The sequence below is a fragment of the Leisingera methylohalidivorans DSM 14336 genome (genome assembly GCF_000511355.1).
In the GTDB taxonomy this organism is placed as follows: Bacteria; Pseudomonadota; Alphaproteobacteria; order Rhodobacterales; family Rhodobacteraceae; genus Leisingera; species Leisingera methylohalidivorans.
The window spans coordinates 1,940,114-1,958,414 of record NC_023135.1; the positions used below are offsets into that span (position 1 = coordinate 1,940,114).

Annotated in this window: 20 protein-coding genes; 8 read left to right on the forward strand and 12 right to left on the reverse strand. The window is 62.2% G+C overall.

All coding sequences use genetic code 11. The features are described 5' to 3' along the window. Positions 1-7: 7 nt before the first annotated feature. Together METH_RS09640 and asd are read left to right on the forward strand one after the other, a co-directional pair. On the forward strand, positions 8-244 hold the full coding sequence (locus tag METH_RS09640) for a hypothetical protein (protein ID WP_024090270.1): 237 nt from the start codon (positions 8-10) through the stop codon (positions 242-244). Between the two features lie 69 nt (positions 245-313). Beyond that, positions 314-1,204 (forward strand): archaetidylserine decarboxylase, encoded by an 891-nt coding sequence (asd, locus tag METH_RS09645; RefSeq protein ID WP_024090271.1) that lies wholly within the window; start codon positions 314-316, stop codon positions 1,202-1,204. Here asd and METH_RS09650 read toward each other — a convergent pair. Next, positions 1,201-1,623, reverse strand: a complete 423-nt coding sequence (locus METH_RS09650; RefSeq protein ID WP_024090272.1) for a PaaI family thioesterase — start codon at positions 1,621-1,623, stop codon at positions 1,201-1,203. The genes asd and METH_RS09650 overlap by 4 nt on opposite strands. A 58-nt stretch (positions 1,624-1,681) precedes the next feature. On the opposite strand from METH_RS09650, the gene METH_RS09655 reads away from it, so the two are divergent. The 4 genes from METH_RS09655 (at position 1,682) to gluQRS (ending at position 5,716) form a co-directional block, all read left to right on the forward strand. Further along, positions 1,682-2,470, forward strand: a complete 789-nt coding sequence (locus tag METH_RS09655; RefSeq protein WP_024090273.1) for an enoyl-CoA hydratase — start codon at positions 1,682-1,684, stop codon at positions 2,468-2,470. A 385-nt stretch (positions 2,471-2,855) separates the two neighbouring features. Further along, on the forward strand, positions 2,856-4,211 hold the full coding sequence (trmFO, locus tag METH_RS09660; protein ID WP_024090274.1) for a methylenetetrahydrofolate--tRNA-(uracil(54)-C(5))-methyltransferase (FADH(2)-oxidizing) TrmFO: 1,356 nt from the start codon (positions 2,856-2,858) through the stop codon (positions 4,209-4,211). A gap of 33 nt (positions 4,212-4,244) precedes the next feature. Next, on the forward strand, positions 4,245-4,859 hold the full coding sequence (locus tag METH_RS09665; protein ID WP_024090275.1) for a class I SAM-dependent DNA methyltransferase: 615 nt from the start codon (positions 4,245-4,247) through the stop codon (positions 4,857-4,859). Further along, positions 4,856-5,716, forward strand: coding sequence for a tRNA glutamyl-Q(34) synthetase GluQRS (gene gluQRS, locus METH_RS09670; RefSeq protein ID WP_024090276.1), 861 nt, complete (start codon positions 4,856-4,858; stop codon positions 5,714-5,716). Before METH_RS09665 ends, gluQRS begins: the two co-directional genes overlap by 4 nt. 43 nt (positions 5,717-5,759) lie before the next feature. Here the strand turns inward: gluQRS and hisI are convergent, their stop codons facing one another. After that, positions 5,760-6,131, reverse strand: a complete 372-nt coding sequence (gene hisI, locus METH_RS09675) for a phosphoribosyl-AMP cyclohydrolase (protein ID WP_024090277.1) — start codon at positions 6,129-6,131, stop codon at positions 5,760-5,762. A gap of 77 nt (positions 6,132-6,208) precedes the next feature. Here hisI and METH_RS09680 point away from each other — a divergent pair, with 77 nt between their 5' ends. Continuing rightward, a complete protein-coding gene (locus tag METH_RS09680; protein ID WP_024090278.1) occupies positions 6,209-6,661 on the forward strand; it encodes an iron-sulfur cluster assembly scaffold protein in 453 nt (150 codons plus the stop codon). Between the two features lie 291 nt (positions 6,662-6,952). On the opposite strand, the gene METH_RS25160 is transcribed toward METH_RS09680, so the two are convergent. The 5 genes from METH_RS25160 to sciP all read right to left on the reverse strand — a co-directional run bounded on the left by METH_RS25160 (position 6,953) and on the right by sciP (position 12,858). After that, the gene (locus METH_RS25160) at positions 6,953-7,075 is read right to left on the reverse strand and encodes a hypothetical protein (RefSeq protein ID WP_024090279.1); all 123 of its coding nucleotides are present in this window, start codon (positions 7,073-7,075) and stop codon (positions 6,953-6,955) included. A 149-nt stretch (positions 7,076-7,224) separates the two neighbouring features. Beyond that, the gene (gene recG, locus METH_RS09685; RefSeq protein ID WP_024090280.1) at positions 7,225-9,315 is read right to left on the reverse strand and encodes an ATP-dependent DNA helicase RecG; all 2,091 of its coding nucleotides are present in this window, start codon (positions 9,313-9,315) and stop codon (positions 7,225-7,227) included. Beyond that, positions 9,312-11,531 carry an NAD-dependent DNA ligase LigA gene (gene ligA / locus METH_RS09690; protein ID WP_044008620.1) on the reverse strand — a complete coding sequence of 740 codons (2,220 nt, stop codon included), beginning with the start codon at positions 11,529-11,531 and terminating at the stop codon, positions 9,312-9,314. The genes recG and ligA overlap by 4 nt, the downstream gene beginning before the upstream one ends. Before the next feature lie 202 nt (positions 11,532-11,733). Next, complete coding sequence (gene ctrA, locus METH_RS09695) at positions 11,734-12,453, reverse strand: response regulator transcription factor CtrA (protein ID WP_024090282.1); 720 nt, start codon at positions 12,451-12,453, stop codon at positions 11,734-11,736. A gap of 117 nt (positions 12,454-12,570) precedes the next feature. Further along, on the reverse strand, positions 12,571-12,858 hold the full coding sequence (sciP, locus tag METH_RS09700) for a CtrA inhibitor SciP (protein ID WP_024090283.1): 288 nt from the start codon (positions 12,856-12,858) through the stop codon (positions 12,571-12,573). Between the two features lie 158 nt (positions 12,859-13,016). Between sciP and mnmA the strand changes: the two genes are divergently transcribed. Further along, positions 13,017-14,162, forward strand: coding sequence for a tRNA 2-thiouridine(34) synthase MnmA (gene mnmA / locus METH_RS09705; RefSeq protein ID WP_024090284.1), 1,146 nt, complete (start codon positions 13,017-13,019; stop codon positions 14,160-14,162). Between the two features lie 271 nt (positions 14,163-14,433). Here the strand turns inward: mnmA and lpxB are convergent, their stop codons facing one another. From lpxB to METH_RS09730, 5 genes are all read right to left on the reverse strand, one after another. Next, on the reverse strand, positions 14,434-15,600 hold the full coding sequence (gene lpxB / locus METH_RS09710) for a lipid-A-disaccharide synthase (protein WP_024090285.1): 1,167 nt from the start codon (positions 15,598-15,600) through the stop codon (positions 14,434-14,436). Further along, positions 15,597-16,385: an LpxI family protein gene (locus tag METH_RS09715; protein WP_024090286.1), complete on the reverse strand. Its 789-nt coding sequence runs from the start codon at positions 16,383-16,385 to the stop codon at positions 15,597-15,599. The genes lpxB and METH_RS09715 overlap by 4 nt, the downstream gene beginning before the upstream one ends. Before the next feature lie 4 nt (positions 16,386-16,389). Then, positions 16,390-17,175, reverse strand: a complete 786-nt coding sequence (gene lpxA, locus METH_RS09720) for an acyl-ACP--UDP-N-acetylglucosamine O-acyltransferase (protein WP_024090287.1) — start codon at positions 17,173-17,175, stop codon at positions 16,390-16,392. A 1-nt stretch (position 17,176) separates the two neighbouring features. Next, positions 17,177-17,647: a 3-hydroxyacyl-ACP dehydratase FabZ gene (gene fabZ, locus METH_RS09725; protein WP_024090288.1), complete on the reverse strand. Its 471-nt coding sequence runs from the start codon at positions 17,645-17,647 to the stop codon at positions 17,177-17,179. A 75-nt stretch (positions 17,648-17,722) separates the two neighbouring features. Continuing rightward, positions 17,723-18,268, reverse strand: coding sequence for an OmpH/Skp family outer membrane protein (locus METH_RS09730; protein WP_245602978.1), 546 nt, complete (start codon positions 18,266-18,268; stop codon positions 17,723-17,725). Positions 18,269-18,301 lie beyond the last annotated feature (33 nt).

An 18,301-nucleotide genomic window follows, 5' to 3' on the forward strand; every position in this document is an offset into this window, starting at 1 on the left:
GGGACACTTGGCGCATATCAATAAAACAATCCGATCGGTCAACCTGGACGGCGAGATGATCTGCGTAGACATCTTTGAACGACCAGATGAAACGTATGGCTTTGATGAGTTCCGCCGTGACCCAGAAGATGGCCGCGGCTGGTACAGCATTGGCCACCACGGCAGCCGTGTGTTTCCCGATGCCGAAAGCGCCACTGAGGAAGCCAAGGCCCAGATTCACTGGCTGCGCGGCAAGCTCAGCTGAATTCTGCCCTTGGCCCGGCGCCCTCGCTTTGCTACGCGCAGCAGAACGAAACCAGAGGCAGTGAACCTGATGCAGCGCGACCCTATCTTTGTCGTAGACCGCGACACCGGCAAGACCTTTGAGGAGGCCGTGCTGGGCGAGAAATGGATCCGCTGGGCCTATCAGAACGCCAGCGCCCGGCCGGTGGAAAAGCTGCTGTTCCGCTCCAGCCTGATCAGCCGTCTGATGGGCGCCTGGTTCAGCTCGCGGTTCTCCAAAGGCAAGATCGGAACGGTGATTGACCAATTGTCGATCGACATGGATGAGGCCACCGCACCTGCAGACAGCTATAGCTGTTTCAACGATTTCTTTGTGCGCCGCCTGAAGCCCGAATCCCGGCCTTTCAGCGATGACCCGAATGAAATCGTCTCCCCAGCCGATGGCCGGGTGCTGGTGTTCCCGGAATTGGCCGAGGACATATTTATCCCTGTCAAAGACCACCCGATGTCAATCCGCACCATGCTACCGGGAATTGCCGGCCGCTTCATCGGCGGCGCCCTGGCCATCGTGCGGCTGTGCCCGGCGGACTACCACCGCTACCATTTCCCCGCCGGAGGCCGGATCACCGGCGCCCAGGACATTGCCGGTGCGTTGCACTCAGTGAACCCGATTGCGCTCGGTGCCGGACCGGATGTGTTCGGCGAGAACAAGCGGTCCTGGACGCTGGTTGAGACGGAGACTGCCGGCACCTATTGTTTTGTCGAAGTGGGCGCCTTTGGCGTGGGCAGTATCGTCAACACCCGGACCGCTGGCGACGTGCAGAAGATGGACGAAAAGGGCTATTTCAAATTCGGCGGCTCCACCGTGGTGGTGGTGTTTGAGCCCGGCAAGGTCCGCTTTGCCGATGATCTGGTGGCAAACAGCGCCAAAGGGCGGGAAACGCTGGTGAAGGTCGGCCAGCCCTTTGCCACCGCACTCTAACGCTTAGGCGGGATCGAATAGGTCATACTGGCGCGCGCCACCGGCTCCCCCAGCCCTTCGGAATACATCAGCACATCGGCGACCGCCAAAACCCGGCCCAGCTTCAGCAGCCGCGCCTCGGCGATCACATCCGCGCCTGCAACGGGCTTGCGCATGAAATCCAGCGAACAATTGGTGGTAACGGCCAGCGCCTCACGCCCCAGCCGCGACAGGATCAGCGCATAGATCGCGCAATCCGCCAGCGCAAACATCGACGGGCCGGACACGGTGCCACCGGGCCGCAGATGCCGCTCGGCTGTCAAAAGCCGCATCCGCAGGCCCTGCTCGTCCATCGCGTCGATGGAAAAATCGTCTTTCACCTGCGGAAAGATCTCATGCAGGTAATCCGTCAGACCTGCGACATCAAATGCCAGCGCCATGCTTTCCCTTTCCCCTAACCCTGCCTAGAGTTGCCCCGAGATTTGCGAGGAGGGCAAGATGACAATTCTGAAACGTCACGACACAGGGGCGATAGCCCGGCTGACGATGAACACGCCGGAAAAGCTGAATGCCCTGTCGGACGAGATGCTTGCCGCGCTGCAGGGGCAGATCGACGCCCTGCGGGAAGACAGCAGTATCAAGGTGGTGATCCTGTCCGGCACCGGCAAAGGCTTCTGCGCGGGCCATGATATCAAGCAGATGACCGCGGGCCGCACGGCGGAGGATGGCGGCAAGGCCTATTTCCAGGACCTGTTTGCCCGCTGCACCAGTGTGATGACCGGCCTGCAATCCCTGCCCCAGCCGGTGATTGCGCAGGTGCATGGCATCGCCACGGCAGCGGGCTGCCAGCTGGTTGCCTCCTGCGATCTGGCGGTGGCAGCTGAAGACACAAAATTCGGGGTTAACGGGGTCAACATCGGGCTGTTCTGTTCCACCCCGATGGTAGCACTCTCGCGTAATATCCCCCGCAAGCAGGCGTTTGAGCTGCTGACCACGGGTGAGTTCATCAATGCCGCCCGCGCGGTGGATCTGGGCCTGGCCAACCGCGCCGTGCCACTGGAGGAATTGGAGGCCGAAACCACCCGGCTGGCCGAAACCATCGCGTCGAAACTGGGGGCCGCAGTGAAGGTCGGAAAACAGGCGTTCTACGAACAGCTGCAAATGCCGCTGGATCAGGCTTACGCCTATACCAGCGGGGTGATTGTCGAGAATCTGATGTACCGCGACACCATCGAAGGCATGGCGGCGTTCATCGAAAAACGCGCCCCCGACTGGCAGGAAAGCTGATCCCTACGGATAAATGCACGGGAATTCCGGCCTGACCCCCGGAATTCTTCGAAAATTTTAGGCTTTGTTTACCAATCCGCACATATTGTTTCCTTAAGACGCCAGCCAAACGCCTTTCAATTCGGGCGGAAAGATGGCAAAGATTGGGCACGGCCACTGATTAATCACTGACCGGCACAATTTGGGCTGCTGCTGCGGAAGGGTCTCTCCAACCGGTTCTCTCTCACCGGTGCACCATTCCCGCAGCGGCGGCCCCAAATTTCTCTCACTCCCGGTCAATTCGCACTCTCCCCGCAAACCCCATGCGCATTGCAGCAGCTTTTGCGGCTGCTATTGGACAGCCAAGCCTGTTGCGCCAGCCCGCCCCCTGCCCTATGTGGCGGGCATGACAGATCATTCGGCACAGACATTGCATATCGTGGGCGGCGGCATGGCCGGGTCCGAAGCGGCCTGGCAGGCGGCAAACATGGGCATACCCGTGGTGATCCACGAAATGCGCCCCAAGGTAGAGACCTTTGCCCATCAGACCGGCAACCTGGGCGAGATGGTGTGTTCGAACTCCTTCCGTTCGGATGATGACGAACAGAATGCCGTGGGCCTTCTGCACTGGGAAATGCGCGCAGCAGACGGGCTGATCATGGCCACCGCGGACGAACACCGCCTGCCCGCCGGCGGTGCGCTGGCCGTGGACCGGGATCCCTTTGCTGAAACTGTGACAACCAAGCTGAAGGCGCATCCGAATGTCACCGTCTCCTATGAGGAAATCACCAGCCTGCCCGAAGACGGCCACTGGATCTTTGCCACCGGACCGCTGACATCACCGGAATTGGGTCAAGCCATTCAGGCGGAAACCGGGGCTGAGGCTCTGGCCTTTTTCGATGCCATCGCACCGATCGTCTATGCCGAGTCGATCGACATGTCGCAGGCCTGGATGCAGTCCCGCTATGACAAGGGCGAGACCGAGGAAGAGCGGACTGCCTACCTCAACTGCCCGATGGACAAGGACCAGTACGAAGCCTTCATCGACGCATTATTGTCAGCTGACAAAACTGAGTTTCACGACGGCGAGACCGCGGGCTATTTCGACGGCTGCCTGCCGATCGAAGTGATGGCCGAACGCGGCCGCGAGACCCTGCGCCACGGACCGATGAAGCCGGTGGGCCTGACCAATCCGCATCAGCCTGACGTCAAGGCCCATGCTGTGGTGCAACTGCGCCGTGATAACGCGCTGGGAACGCTGTTCAACATCGTCGGCTTCCAGACCAAGATGAAATACGGCGCCCAGACCGAGGTGTTCAAAATGATCCCGGGGCTGGAGAACGCCAGCTTTGCCCGGCTCGGCGGCATCCACCGCAACACATTCCTGAACTCACCCACTCTGCTGGACGCGCAGATGCGGCTGAAGTCGAAACCGAACATCCGGTTTGCCGGCCAGATCACCGGGGTTGAGGGATACGTGGAAAGCGCCGCAATGGGCCTGCTGGCCGGCCGCCTGGCCGCTGCAGAAATCCTTGGCCGGGAGCTTCCAGCCGTGCCGCAGGACAGTGCCATGGGGGCGATGATCCACCACATTACCGGCGGCGCCGAGGCCAAGACGTTCCAGCCGATGAATGTGAACTTCGGCCTGTTCCGCCCGGTGGACGGCCTCAAGGGCGGCCGCCGCGGCCGCAAGGACCGCTACAAGGCCTATACCGACCGCGCCAAAGAAGTCTGGCAGGACTGGCTCAGCAACTTTCCCTAGACGCTGCGCAGACTGCGGGTCTAGGATCGGGGTATGAATAAAAAGTTCCTCGACAGCTCCTACAGCCTGGAAAATGAAGAGGCGACCCGGGACCATTATGACAGCTGGGCCGCCTCCTATGACGCGGAAATCGCTGAAAACGGCTATGCCACACCGGGGCGGATCGCGACGGCACTGTGGAAATACCTGCCGGAGCCGGACGCGCCGATCCTCGATTTCGGCTGCGGTACCGGCCTGTCCGGCCTGGCGCTGCGCCTCGCCGGATATCAGGTGGTCGACGGCTTGGAACCCTCGCCCGAAATGCTGGCACAGGCCCGGGCCAAGGACACCTACCGGCAATTGACCCAACTGGATGTTGCCGACAAGACGCCGGTCAAGCCGGGCGCCTACCGCGCCATCATAGGCTGCGGTCTGCTCAGCAAGGGGGCGGCCCCGCCCGCCACTTTCGACATTATCATGCGCGCGCTGGACCGTGGCGGGCTGTTTGCCTTCTCCTACAATGACCACGCGTTGGAGGACCGCGCCTATACCGGTAAACTCAATGATTGGCTGGACTGTTCGGCAGCCCGGCTGCTATTCAGGGAATACGGCGACCACCTGCCCGGTATCAACCTTAAGTCTACCGTTTACGTGATTGAGAAAGCGTGACATTCACCACCCGTTTTGCGCCTTCACCCACTGGACCCTTACACCTCGGCCATGCCTATTCGGCACTGCTGGCACATGATATGGCGCAGGCTGAAAGCGGCACCTTCCTGCTGCGGATCGAAGACATCGACCAGTCGCGTGCGCGCGCCGCCTGGGAGGAACAGATCTATCAGGACCTCGCTTGGCTTGGCCTGGCCTGGCCGCAGCCGGTGATGCGGCAATCGGACCGGCTGCCGCGATACCGCACCGCACTGGAGCGCTTGACTGCCATGGGGCTCACCTACCCTTGCCGCTGCAACCGCGCTGATATTGAAACAGCCGCCGGCGCCCCCCAGGAGGGCGTGCCGCAGTTCGGCCCCGACGGACGCATCTACCCCGGCACTTGCCGTAACCGGCAGACATCTGAAACCTCAGACCGTGACGTGATCCGCCTGAATATGGAAAAAGCCGTCAAAACTGCTGAGCTGCGCGGTTTCACTGAAACCGGAGCGGAGTTTCAGGGCCTCCACGCTTTGGACCCGGACCAGCTGATCACAGCTGCAGGCGATATCATTCTGGTACGCCGCACTATGGGCAGCTCCTACCACCTGTCAGTTGTCATCGATGACGCGGATCAGGGCATCACCCACGCGGTGCGCGGCGCCGACCTGTTTGAGGCAACTCAGATCCACGTCCTGCTGCAAAGCCTTCTGGGCCTGCCCACCCCGGTCTACCACCACCACCGCCTGATCCGCGATGCGGCTGGAAAGCGCCTAGCGAAGCGCGACGACGCCCGCGCCATCGCCAAATACCGCGCCCAAGGCGCCACCCCGCAGGACATCCGCGGAATGGTAGACTTGCCGCTTCTTTCTGGTTGAAAATACTCCCGCCGGAGGCACGCCCCGTCAGGGCCGTTGCCCGTCACTCCATCGGTTTCATCAGCTCATGCTCTTCCCCATTCCGCACCGCGGTATAGAAACAGGTCCGCCGGTTGGTGTGGCACGCCGCCCCTGTCTGGCGCACCAGCGCCAGCAGGCAATCCCGGTCGCAATCCACCCTCAGGTCCACCAGCTCCTGCAGATGGCCGGACGTCTCTCCCTTGACCCAGAATGACTGCCGCGAGCGCGACCAATAGGTGACCCTTCCGGTCTCCAGCGTGCGCGCCACCGCGTCGGCGTTCATCCAGGCCATCATCAGCACCTCGCCCGAGGCTTGGTCCTGCGCAATGCAGGGGATCAGCCCGGCATCATTAAATACCAGGCTGGCGGGATCAAAGGGCGCGGCTATAGACATAGGCAAAAACCTTTTGCATCTGCTGTTCGGCTCCCTATATATGGGGAACCACCAAGCAGGGAAAGCCCGGGGAAGACATGTCTGGCGAAAGTGATCTGATCAAGCTGTACTCCACACGCATTCTGGCGCTGGCCGCGGATATTCCGCATCTCGACAGGCTTGAATCTCCCAGTGCAACTGTCAAAAAACGCTCGCCGCTCTGCGGCTCGGCCGTGACTGTCGACATTTATGTGGAAGACGGGCGGATCGCGGAATTTGGCCAGGACGTAAAGGCATGCGCGCTGGGGCAGGCCTCGGCCGCCGTGGTGGGCGCCCATGTGGTCGGCCGCTCGCTGGAAGAGGTCGAAACCGCCCGCGACCAGCTGAAGGCGATGCTAACCCAAAACGGCCCGGTACCGGACGCGCCATTTGACGGGCTGGAAGTTCTGCAGCCCGCACGCGAGTTCAAAAACCGCCATGCCTCGATTATGCTGGCGCTGGAGGCAACGCTGGAGGCGATGCAAACCGCCGCCAAGGAGCAATGCGCCTGATGCGGGCCTTTGCTCCCCTGCAAATGTGATGCGGAAAATCCGTACCAGGGCCTGCACCTGCGCAAAGCACAAGGCTGCGTGATTTCCTCCCCCTCAGGTAAAAAAACCGCCGCGCATCCGGGCAGGATGGCGGCGGCAGTCATGCTCTGCTGCGCGGGACCCGGGCAGGCCAGGCTGGATATTGAGGCAATCCAATTGGGGATCGGGACAGGCGGTTGATCCCTCGGGCAGTCCGGGACAGGAAAGGGCCGGCCCGGCACAACAGATGCAATCAGGAATGAATAGAGCGGGTCAGAGCAGCCCGGGCAGGTGCAACGCAGCCACCAGCATCACCATCAAAGAGGCCGCGCCAATAGCGTCCTGCAGCAAGGTCGAGTGGGCATTCTGAATGGTGGTTTTGATCTGGGCTATCATGGCTCGGGCCTCCTCCGGTCAGTCTCTTCGCTCTCTGGCAAGTTTGTTGCCCCTTTGTTCTCATCTTTGCGGACACCTGTAAAGAACTTTTTGAGAACATTTGCGAACTGAAGGGAACACCACAGGGGGAACGAGCAGAAGAATTCCCGTTAACCCACTGAAATTAATCGAATTGCCTGGTCCTGCTTCATCAGCCACAGAAGAACGCGGGCGGCCTTGCCGCGGCTGCTTTCCAGTGTGGGATCGGCGGCCAGCAGCGACCGCGCGTCGCTTTGCGCCACCGCCATCAGCCCGGCCTGACGTTCCAGATCGGCAATGCGGAACCGCGGCAAGCCCGATTGGGCGGTGCCGATCATGTCGCCCGCCCCGCGCATCTGCAGATCGGTTTCCGAAATGCGGAAGCCGTCCTCGGTTTCGCGCAGAACTTCCAGCCGTTTGCGCCCGCCTTCGGTCAGCGGCGGCTGATACATCAGCAGACAGGTCGACTGGGCGCTGCCGCGTCCCACCCGGCCGCGCAGCTGGTGCAGCTGCGCCAGGCCAAAAATCTCAGCCCGTTCAATCACCATGATCGAGGCATTGGGCACGTTCACTCCTACCTCGATCACCGTGGTGGCGACCAGAACCTTGGTCTGCCCAGCCTGAAAAGCCGCCATTGCGGCGTCCTTTTCGGCAGGCGGCATCTGGCCATGCACCAGTCCCACTGTGCCTTCGCCCAGAATGGCGCGCAGATGCTTGAACCGTTCCTCCGCCGCGGTCAGGTCGCTCAGCTCGGACTCGTCGACCAGCGGACAGACCCAGTAGCACTGACGCCCTTCTGATATGGCCTGGCGCAGATGATCGACCACCTCCTGCATCCGTTCGGTGCTGATCACAGCTGTCTTGACCGGCTTTCGCCCCGGCGGTTTTTCGTCCAGCACTGAGACATCCATGTCGCCATATTGCGCCAGCGCCAAAGAGCGCGGGATCGGTGTGGCGGTCATTACCAAGACATCCGCGCCCTTGCCTTTCTCCGCCAGCTCCATCCGCTGGCGCACCCCGAACCGGTGCTGTTCGTCAACAATGGCCAGCCGCAGGTCGCGGAATTCCACATCCTGCTGGAACACCGCATGGGTGCCGACCAGGATTTGGATATCGCCGCGCTTCAACGCCGCCAGCTTGGCCTTGCGCTCCGCCCCTTTGTCGCGACCGGTGAGGATCTCAATCACCACACCAGCGTCCTCGGCCAGCGGTGCAAGCCCCTCCATATGCTGCTGTGCCAGAATACCCGTGGGCGCCATCATCACCCCCTGCCCGCCCGCTTCAACAGCGACCAGCAAAGCCATGAAAGCAACCAATGTTTTACCAGATCCGACATCCCCCTGCAGAAGCCGGTTCATCCGTTTGTCCGAGGCCATATCCGCAGAAATTTCCGCGATCGCGCGGGCTTGTGCGCCGGTCGGGTGATACGGAAGCGCCTTCAGCACGCGGGATTGCATCCGTCCTGTGGCCTTGCTTTGAAGGCCGCGGACTTTGCGTTCGGTCTGGCGGGCCAGCGCCAGGGTCAGCTGATGGGAAAACAGCTCATCATAGGCCAGCCGCGCCCGGGCCGGCGCCTGCAGGTCCAAATCATCGGGGCCCCGCGGTGCATGGGCCGTTTGCAGCGCCTCATGCCAAGCTGGCCAGGCTTCCTTCAGCATCTGCGCCGGATCGATCCATTCGGCCAGCTCCGGCATCCGCGACAGCGCGCTTTGCGCCGCCTTGTACATGGTCTTTTGGGTGACCCCGTGGGTCAGGCTGTAAACCGGCTCAAATTCCGGGATTTCGTGCGCCGCTTCCACCGGCAGCATATGATCCGGGTGAACCATCTGGGCCAGCCCGTCAAATAGCTCCAGCTTGCCCGAGACCACGCGGCGCGCTCCTTCGGGCAACTGCGCCTCCAGATACCGGCTGCGGCCGTGGAAGAAGACAAGCTGGAACCCGGTCTCCGCGTCTTCCGCATGAATGCGGTAGGCGCCGCCGCGGTTCCGGGCCGGACGGTGGCTGCCAATGGTCACTTCAACCGTAATTACGGCGGGCAGATCCACCCCGCGAATAGTCTCGCGCCGCCTCCGGTCCACCACCGAATACGGCAGTGAAAACAATAGGTCACGCGGCGTTTCTATCTCTATCTGAGCGAGAGAGAGCGCAGTCTTCGGGCCGACCCCCTGCAAGGTCTCGGCCCCGGCGAACAGCGGAAACAGGATCTCGGGACGCCCGCTCATGCTTCTGCAATCAGCTCCAGCCAGCCATCTTCATCCATTGTCCGGATGCCCAGCTCAGCCGCTTTTTTGGCCTTGGACCCCGCGCCCGGACCCGCCACCAGAATATCGGTCTTTTTGGACACCGAGCCGGAGACCTTGGCCCCCAGCGCCTCGGCCCGCGCTTTGGCTTCGGCACGGGTCATCTTTTCCAGCGTGCCGGTGAAGACCACGGTTTTGCCCGCCACCGGGCTTTCTGCAGCCGGTGCATCCGGCGCAACGATGGTCAGCTTTGCCACCAGCCGGTCAAAAGCCGCGCGCTCCTCAGGGTTGGCAAACGCGTCGGACAGAGACAGGCCCAGCACCGCGCCGATTCCATCCACTCCGATGAGGTCCGCCCAAGCGGCAGCGGCCTCAGCCGGGACATCGCGAGCCGCGACAGCAGCGGCCCGGGTGTCTGATATCCGGGCACGGCGGCCCGCGTCCGCGGCAGCCTGGCGTTCAGCCTCTTCAGCCTCATCCGCTGCCCGGTGCGCCAGCGCAGCCGGGCGTGCGGCGTCAACTGCATCCGCCATTGCCTGCCAGTCCTGGTAATGCAGCGCCAGATCACGGCCTGCAACCTCGCCAGCATGGCGGATGCCCAGGGCAAAGATCAGCTTGGCCAAGGGAATGGTACGCTTCTCCTCGATGGCGGCAAACAGGTTCTCGGCAGACTTTTCCCCCCAGCCTTCACGGTTTTTCAGCTGCGGCAGTCCGGACCCGTAATTCTTTTGTAAATCAAAGATATCCGCAGGCTCTTTAATCCATCCATCGGCATGAAACTGCTCTACCTGCTTGGCACCCAGACCATCAATGTCAAAGGCCGCACGGGATACAAAATGCTTTAGCTTTTCAACCGATTGCGCCGGACAGATCATGCCGCCGGAGCAGCGCCGCACGGCATCGCCTTCCTCGCGCACCGCCGGGCTGGCGCATTCCGGGCAGGTTTGCGGGAACGCATATGGCACCGCATCCGCGGAGCGCTTGGACAGATCCACATCCGCCACTTTCGGGATCACGTCACCGGCCCGGTAAATCTGCACCCAATCACCGATGCGGATGTCCTTGCCGCCGCGGATTTCCTCACCCTTTGAATCACGGCCCTGAATGTAATCCTCGTTGTGCAGGGTGGCGTTCGACACCACCACCCCGCCTACGGTCACAGGGGTGAGCCGGGCAACCGGGCTCAGCGCGCCGGTGCGGCCGACCTGGATGTCGATCGCCTCCAGCCGGGTCCAGGCGAGCTCTGCCGGAAACTTATGGGCGATCGCCCAGCGGGGCGTGGTGGAGCGGAACCCAAGCCGCCCCTGAAGTGCCAGATCGTTGACCTTGTAGACCACACCATCGATGTCATAGCCCAGTGTCGCGCGCTGTTCCTCGATGCTGCGGTAATGGGCGATCATCTCCTCCACCGACGCACACAGCCGGGTCAGCGGGTTGGTTTGAAAGCCCAGAGCGTGCAGGCGCGCTATGGCCTCCATTTGCGTTTCCGCCAAATCCTTACTCAGCTCGCCCCAGCTATAGGCGAAGAAACGCAAGGGCCGGGCCCGGGTTATTTCCGCATCCAGCTGCCGCAAAGATCCGGCTGCGGCATTGCGCGGGTTGGCAAAACTCTTGCCGCCGCGTTCCGCATGACGCGCATTGAGCGCCTCGAAATCCGCGTGGCTCATATAAACTTCGCCGCGCACCTCCAGCACCTCCGGCGCCCCTTCAAGCTGGTGCGGGATGTCTGAGATGGTCATTGCATTGGCGGTTACATTCTCACCGATGCTGCCGTCGCCGCGGGTGGCGGCCTGGATCAGTTTGCCCTGTTCATAGCGCAGCGACAGCGACAGCCCATCGATCTTGGGCTCGGCGGTATAGGCAAGCACGGCGTCACGCCCCAAGCCAAGGTACTTGCGGATGCTGCGGTCGAAATCGCTGACGTCATCGTTGGCAAAGGCGTTGCCCAAGGAGAGCATCCGCACCGAATGAGAGATCTTTCCGAAACCAGAGGCAACCGGAGCTCCCACCGCATCCAGCTGTGTGGCAGCCGCCGCGAGATCCGGATGCGTCTCTGCCAGCGCCCGGTAACGCCGCTTCAGCGAATCATAATCCGCATCGCTGATCTCGGGCGCGTCGGCCTGGTGATAGGCCAGATCCGCCGCACGCAGTTTTTCTTCCAGTGCCAGAAACTCGGCCCGCGCGTCTTCAGCTGACAGGTTTGCCACGTCTTTTTCCGTTTTCTGTGCCACGCGCGGCCCCTCTTCGTTCTTTCCTCTCGTGATAAGGTGCGGGGCCGGCCGCGTCCAGCGCATCCGTCAGGCCCGCGGCAACAAGCTGCACAAAGCAAAAAGACCCGCCAGCCGGCAGGTCCTTGTAACCGGCGGCACGGGGTCACGTGCCGCCCGGGTGATCGTCCTTTCAGGCGCCGACAGCCAACCTTGGTCCGCCTGACATGTGATCTTCCTGCGGGTCGCGCAGAACATAGCCGCGGCCCCAGACAGTCTCGATGTAATTCTCGCCGCCTGTTGCGTTGCTGAGCTTCTTACGCAACTTGCAGATGAAAACATCAATGATTTTCAGTTCAGGCTCATCCATGCCGCCATAAAGATGGTTCAGGAACATCTCCTTGGTCAGCGTCGTGCCCTTGCGCAGGGACAGAAGCTCCAGCATCTGGTATTCCTTGCCGGTCAGATGCACCGCCTTGCCATCGGCCTCGACTGTCTTGGCATCCAGGTTGACCGCGATCTTGCCGGTCTTGATGATAGACTGCGAATGCCCTTTGGACCGGCGGATAATCGCATGGATCCGCGCCACCAGTTCCTCGCGGTGGAAAGGCTTGGTCAGATAGTCGTCCGCGCCGAAGCCGAAGCCCTTGATCTTATTGTCGGTATCATCGGCACCGGACAGGATCAGAATGGGCGTTTCGATGCGGGACATGCGCAGCTGGCGCAGGACCTCGTGGCCGTTCATATCGGGCAGCCCCAGATCCAGCAGGATCAGGTCATAGTCGTAAAGTTTGGCCAGATCGATCCCTTCTTCCCCCAAATCCGTCGAGTAGACGTTCAGGTTGGCATGGGTCAGCATCAGTTCGATGCTTTTGGCCGTGGTTGGATCATCCTCAACCAGCAGAATGCGCATATTATTTTCTCCGCCTGTACACTGTTTCCCTCAGGTCCCGTTAACCTTGGTGGAAAAAAGTTAATGCCTCGTTACCATGATGGTTAATTTACAAATGCAACTCAAGGGCGGCTCTGATTATTTTGCTTCCGGTGCCCGGAATTTTTTGAGACGTGTGGTTTTCAGGGCTTCTTCGCCATGATCTGCAACCGCCGCGACCCAGCTTCGGAACTCTTCCTCGCTCAGCCCGTAGCGTTGCATGGCCTCCTTTTGCGGCAGCAGGCCGTAGAGAACACCGCGCACCACCGCGGCCTTGCGCGAGGCGACCCAGCGCTTTGTGGTTTCCGGCGGCAGGTCCGCCCGGGTCATGATGGTGCCATCCGGCAGGGTGACGGCGCGCGGCCCGTCAACTTTCTTCAAAAACATCTTTCTTACCTCTGACTTCCCGCTGAAGATCTTGCTCGTTGGGTCTGGAGTAAGAATTTCCGATCAGGCTTAACGGTACGTGAACCACGGCCCTTGAGAGTCTGTAGGATTTTCCTATATTCTGCGGCGCCTGCCCCCTTGCCTTCAGGAGCTGCCCCATGGCGCTGGACCACGACTCAAACCTAAACTCGCTCGGCTTTGCCAAACCGCCCTCGGAAACCCGCGTGGTGGTGGCCATGTCGGGCGGCGTCGACAGCTCTGTAGTTGCTGCATACTTGGCCGATCAGGGCTATGACGTGGTAGGCGTGACGCTGCAGCTCTATGATCACGGCGCGGCATTGGCCAAGAAAGGCGCCTGCTGCGCCGGTATTGATATTCACGACGCGCGGCGCGTCGCCGAAGAACGCGGCTTCCCGCATTACGTCCTGGATTATGAGAACATTTTTAAGGATGCGGTGATTGACGAGTTCGCCGACAGCTATCTGGCCGGTGCGACCCCGGTTCCCTGCATCCGCTGCAACGAACGGGTGAAGTTCAAGGACCTTCTGGAGACCGCCAAGGATCTGGACGCCGACTGCATGGCCACCGGCCATTACATCCAGCGCAAGATGGGGGCAAACGGGCCGGAGCTGCACAGTGCCGAGGATGCAAACCGCGACCAGAGCTACTTCCTGTTCTCCACCACTCCGGAACAGCTGGATTACCTGCGCTTTCCGCTGGGGCATCTGCCCTCCAAGGACGCAACACGGGAGATGGCGGCGCAATACGGGCTGGCCGTGGCAGACAAGCCCGACAGCCAGGACATCTGCTTTGTGCCGGATGGAAACTATGCCGGGGTAATCGAAAAACTGCGCCCCGGTGCTGCGGAACCGGGTGACATCGTCCATTCCGACGGCCGCGTGCTGGGCCGCCACAACGGAGTCCTGCACTACACCATCGGCCAGCGCCGCGGCCTTGGCATCGGCGGCCTCAGCGAACCGCTGTATGTGGTCAAGCTTGACGTGGACAAAAAGCAGGTTGTTGTCGGCCCCAAGGAACTGCTGGCGACCCGCACAATCCCTGTGCGCGAGATCAACTGGCTGGGCGACGCGCCCTTCACCTCTCAGGATGAATGGCATGTGAAGGTCAAGGTCCGCTCCACCCGTCCTCCGCGCGAGGCTATTATCCGCCCCTTGAGCGACACCACCGCCGAGGTCGAACTGCTGACCCCGGAGGAAGGCGTCTCGCCCGGCCAGGCCTGCGTGTTCTACGCGACGGAGGGCAGCCGCATCTTTGGCGGCGGCTGGATTTGGCGCGGCTACTGAAGCGTCACGCGGCAACACCGCGGCAAGGAAGGCGCAGCCTCGGCGAGCCAATTCAGCCAGTCCTTGACGCGGAAGCCTTGAAACAAAATGCACATGCGCTTGAGGGCAGACCTGTCCTTAGGCGCTTCCCAGCAAGTATTCTAGAGCTCAACGTCCCTGCCGGAACGCAGGTGTTCTGCTCCATCGCTGCGGCATGCCCCGCGCGGGCGCGCAGCGCCCGCGCCACCAGAAGCCGCGCGGCGGAGGCATCAGCCTCCGCCGCGCTCCCGCCCTACCGGCTGGGCAAACGGTCCAGAACCGCGCGGGCGGCGCGCAGGCCAGGCTCTTCACCGCCTTTGCCAAGACGTTGCATGGTCACGTCCATGGCGCCCAATTGCGCGCCTGGGTCTGCTGAAACCGCAGCCAGCCGGGCAGCGATGTTGTCCGGCGTGCACTCCGGTCCCAGGCATTCCGGCACCACGCGGGTATCGCTCACCAGATTGACCAGCGTCACGGTATCAATCAGCGCCATGCGTTTCATGATCTGCCAGGTCAGCCATTGGAATTTGTAGGCAATCACCATCGGCGTGGCCGCGGCAGCCAGCTCCAGCGACACCGTGCCAGAGGCCGCCAGCGCCAGATCCGCTGCCGCAAAGGCGGCGCGTTTGTGGGCTTTGGCAATGGCAGGCTCAATTATGTTCGGGTCGATCAGGACAGTGCCCTCAGGCCAGCTCTGCAAGGTCTCCTGCACCAGCCCTGCAACCGGTGCGGCGGCAGGAACAACCACCTGATAACCCGGATGCGTCTCCAGAAACTGCTTCAAGGCAGCCCCGAAGGCCGGCGCCAGCCGCGATATCTCAGAGCGCCGCGAGCCTGGCAGCGCCAGCACAAAGGGCGCATCCCCCAGACCAAACTCCTGCCGGAACGCAGCAATCTCTTCACGCGTGGCCTGCGGCTCGGCGACTACCGGGTGGCCGGCAAAATCGCACGCCATCCCGGCCGCCTCCATATAGGGCGGCTCAAACGGCAGCAGCGCCAGCACATGGTCGACGACCTCTGCCATTTTTGCCGCCCGCTTCGGGCGCCACGCCCAGACCGAGGGCGCCACGTAATGAACCGTGCGGATATTGCTTTGCTCTTTGACCAGCCGTGCCACCCGCAGAGAGAAATCCGGGCTGTCGATGGTGATCAGCACATCCGGCCTGGTCTCAAGCACCGCATCGGCAGTTTCCCGGATCCGGCGTTTCAGATGGCGGTATTTCGGCAGCACCTCGGCCAGCCCCATCACCGACAGCTCGTCCATCGGAAACCGTGAGGCCAGCCCCTGCTCAGCCATCAGCATGCCGCCGATGCCGTCAAAGCGCACTCCGGGTGCAAGCTGTTTCAGCCCTGCCATCAGTGCCCCGCCCAGCCGGTCGCCCGAAGGCTCCCCGGCCAGGATGAACACCCGCAGGCTCATGGCGCGCGCAGCCACAGAAACAGGCCAAGCCGGTCACAGGCCGAAATCACCGCGTCCTGGTCCAGCACAATGACGCCGCCTGCTTCCAGTGTGATGCCGGACAAGCCGGCCTTGGCTGCGGCCTCCACCGTCCCGACGCCAATAGCCGGGAGGTCAGCGCGGCGGTCCTGCGCCGGTTTCGGCGCCTTGAACAGCAATCCGCCCTGCCCGTCCGGGCGATGCAGCAGCGAGGCCAGCATCCAGTCGGTGCCAAAGATGTTTTCGACCGCGATTGCCTGCTGTTTGCGCACGGCACAGGACTGGCCGATATCAGCCGCACACATGGCAGCGACAATCTCGGCGCCCCGCACAGCATCCGCCTTGTCCAGCTCGCCCGGCTGCACCTTGGTCGGCACGCCTTCTGACATCAGCAGATCCGGCGCCACCTCATGGGCGGCAAGGACTGTGAACCCGGCCTGTTCGAAAATACCGATAATGGCGCGCAGGGCCCCGTCGTCGCCAGCGGCCAGCGCAGCCTGCAGCACCGGAACCAGCGGCATCGTGGCGGCATCTATGGCCGAAGGGTCGATGCCGGGGCGGCGCACCGCGCCCGCCATGCAGATCTCTGTCACGTCTGCGGCCTTCAAGCGTTCCAGAAAAGATCCCAGCTGTTCAAACCGGAACGTGATTTCCGCATCCACCGCATCAGGTTCGGACCCTGCCATCGCGCAAACCAGCGGCCTTCCCGGGACGCGGGACACGACTTCGGCCGGCAGCCCGCCGGTGCCTGCAATCACTGCCAGCATAACCTCAGCCCCCCGGGGTCAGGAAAGAGCGGTCGCTGCCGCCGGTGATAAAGGCGACGATCCGCTGCACGTATTCACTGTCAGCCTCGTCCCCCAAGCGTTTGGCGCGCTCCTGAAAAGTTCCCTCGCCCTGGGCCAGCATCTGAAACGCGGCGCGCAAGGCCGTGATGTCGCTGCGGGCCACACCGCGGCGCTTGAGGCCGACCAGGTTCAATCCGTCCAGTTCGCCCCGCTGCGCCTGCACCAGGCCGTAGGGGATCACATCATTGGTCACCATGGTGACCGCGCCGATGATGGCGCCGCGGCCGATGCGGACCCACTGGTGGATGCCGGACAGGCCGCCGATGATCACGTCATCCTCCAGCACGCAGTGACCCGCCACTGCGGCAGAATTCACCACAATCACCCGGTCGCCGACCTGAGCATCATGGGCGATATGGCAGCCGGCCATGAACAAGCCATCGTCGCCGATGCGGGTCACGCCGCCGCCGCCGTCGGTGCCGGCATTCACCGTCACGTGCTCGCGGATGCGGTTGCGTTTGCCGATCACTGTCTTGCACTTCTCGCCCTTGAACTTCAGATCCTGCGGGATCTCGCCCAGCACCGAAAAGGAGAAAACGACGGTTTCGTCGCCGATCTCGGTGTCGCCTGTGACCACCACATGGGATTTCAGAACAACCCGGTCCCCCAGCACAACATCAGGTCCCACCAGGCAGAACGGGCCGATCTCGCAGCCCTCGCCGATTTTGGCACCGTCTTCAATAATCGCGCTTGGGTGGATGCTGCCCATATCAGGCGCCCTCCGCCTGGCGATCAACCATCGCGGTGAATTCGGCTTCTGCGGCCACTTCGCCGTCCACCGTGGCACGCCCCAGGAATTTGAAGATCTTGCCGCCCGGCTTGCCGCGCAGCGTCTCCACATGCATTTCCAGCACGTCGCCGGGCACCACCTTGCGGCGGAATTTGCATTTGTCGATGTTCATGAAATAGATCAGCAGATCGGTATCGACCAGGTCCATGCCAACGCCCAGCATCACCCCCGCGGTCTGCGCCATCGCTTCGACAATGGTGACACCGGGCATGATCGGCGTGCCCGGGAAATGACCCTGGAAATGCGGCTCGTTCATGGTGACATTCTTGATGCCGCGGGCCGATTTGTAGCTGTCGATATCAACCACCTTGTCGACCAGCAGGAACGGGTAGCGGTGCGGCAGGATCCGCTGGATCAGTTGAATGTCAGCACTTTTCAGCTCGGTGGTCATGCGTGGTTTCCCATTTTCGTCAATTATGCTGTGCCGTCCCTAGCAAGCAGACGGCCCTTGGGCAAGTTCGCACGCTCAGCGCTCACTCTCCTCAACCGTTGCGCCATCGCCGAGCACCGCGTCAATCCGGCCGATTGCAAGGCTGGTGATGTCAGCGGCATCGGCGCTCAGAAAGACCGACGCATGGTCCAGAATCGCCCCTGCTCCGGTTTCCCGCATGATCTGCTGCAGCACCGGCAGTGAAGCGGTGATGAACTCCCGCCGGGCGTCCTCACCCATCTGGTTGATTTCTCGCAGCTTCTGGTCCTGGCGGCGGCGGGTTTCCTGCACCTTCTGGTCAAAAGCATCGGCCAGGGCGCGGAAGGCGTCCGGCGCCATGTCGCTGCGGCGCTCGGTCAGCTCCAGCTCCTCGGCGCGCAGTTCAGCCTCGATGCGGCGGTTTTCCGCAGTCAGCACTGCGCCCTCGGCCTCGATCTCGCGCTCCACCCGCTTGCCAAAGGCACTTTCTGAAAACAACCGGTCAGGCTGGATGGTGAGGATACCGCTCTGCGGCAGCCCCAATTGGAACTCCGCGGCGGCATTGGGGGCCGGTGAAACCAGCTCCTGGGCAAGGGCCGGCACTGTCCCCGGCCCGGACAGCGCTATGGCAAGACC

Excerpts from the sequence above, each read along its gene's own strand:
- asd (WP_024090271.1), top strand. The coding sequence starts at position 314 with ATGCAGCGCGACCCTATCTTTGTCGTAGACCGCGACACCGGCAAGACC.
- METH_RS09650 (WP_024090272.1), bottom strand. The coding sequence starts at position 1,623 with ATGGCGCTGGCATTTGATGTCGCAGGTCTGACGGATTACCTGCATGAG.
- METH_RS09655 (WP_024090273.1), top strand. The coding sequence starts at position 1,682 with ATGACAATTCTGAAACGTCACGACACAGGGGCGATAGCCCGGCTGACG.
- trmFO (WP_024090274.1), top strand. The coding sequence starts at position 2,856 with ATGACAGATCATTCGGCACAGACATTGCATATCGTGGGCGGCGGCATG.
- METH_RS09665 (WP_024090275.1), top strand. The coding sequence starts at position 4,245 with ATGAATAAAAAGTTCCTCGACAGCTCCTACAGCCTGGAAAATGAAGAG.
- hisI (WP_024090277.1), bottom strand. The coding sequence starts at position 6,131 with ATGTCTATAGCCGCGCCCTTTGATCCCGCCAGCCTGGTATTTAATGAT.
- METH_RS09680 (WP_024090278.1), top strand. The coding sequence starts at position 6,209 with ATGTCTGGCGAAAGTGATCTGATCAAGCTGTACTCCACACGCATTCTG.
- METH_RS25160 (WP_024090279.1), bottom strand. The coding sequence starts at position 7,075 with ATGATAGCCCAGATCAAAACCACCATTCAGAATGCCCACTCGACCTTG.
- recG (WP_024090280.1), bottom strand. The coding sequence starts at position 9,315 with ATGAGCGGGCGTCCCGAGATCCTGTTTCCGCTGTTCGCCGGGGCCGAG.
- ctrA (WP_024090282.1), bottom strand. The coding sequence starts at position 12,453 with ATGCGCATTCTGCTGGTTGAGGATGATCCAACCACGGCCAAAAGCATC.
- sciP (WP_024090283.1), bottom strand. The coding sequence starts at position 12,858 with ATGTTTTTGAAGAAAGTTGACGGGCCGCGCGCCGTCACCCTGCCGGAT.
- mnmA (WP_024090284.1), top strand. The coding sequence starts at position 13,017 with ATGGCGCTGGACCACGACTCAAACCTAAACTCGCTCGGCTTTGCCAAA.
- lpxB (WP_024090285.1), bottom strand. The coding sequence starts at position 15,600 with ATGAGCCTGCGGGTGTTCATCCTGGCCGGGGAGCCTTCGGGCGACCGG.
- METH_RS09715 (WP_024090286.1), bottom strand. The coding sequence starts at position 16,385 with ATGCTGGCAGTGATTGCAGGCACCGGCGGGCTGCCGGCCGAAGTCGTG.
- lpxA (WP_024090287.1), bottom strand. The coding sequence starts at position 17,175 with ATGGGCAGCATCCACCCAAGCGCGATTATTGAAGACGGTGCCAAAATC.
- fabZ (WP_024090288.1), bottom strand. The coding sequence starts at position 17,647 with ATGACCACCGAGCTGAAAAGTGCTGACATTCAACTGATCCAGCGGATC.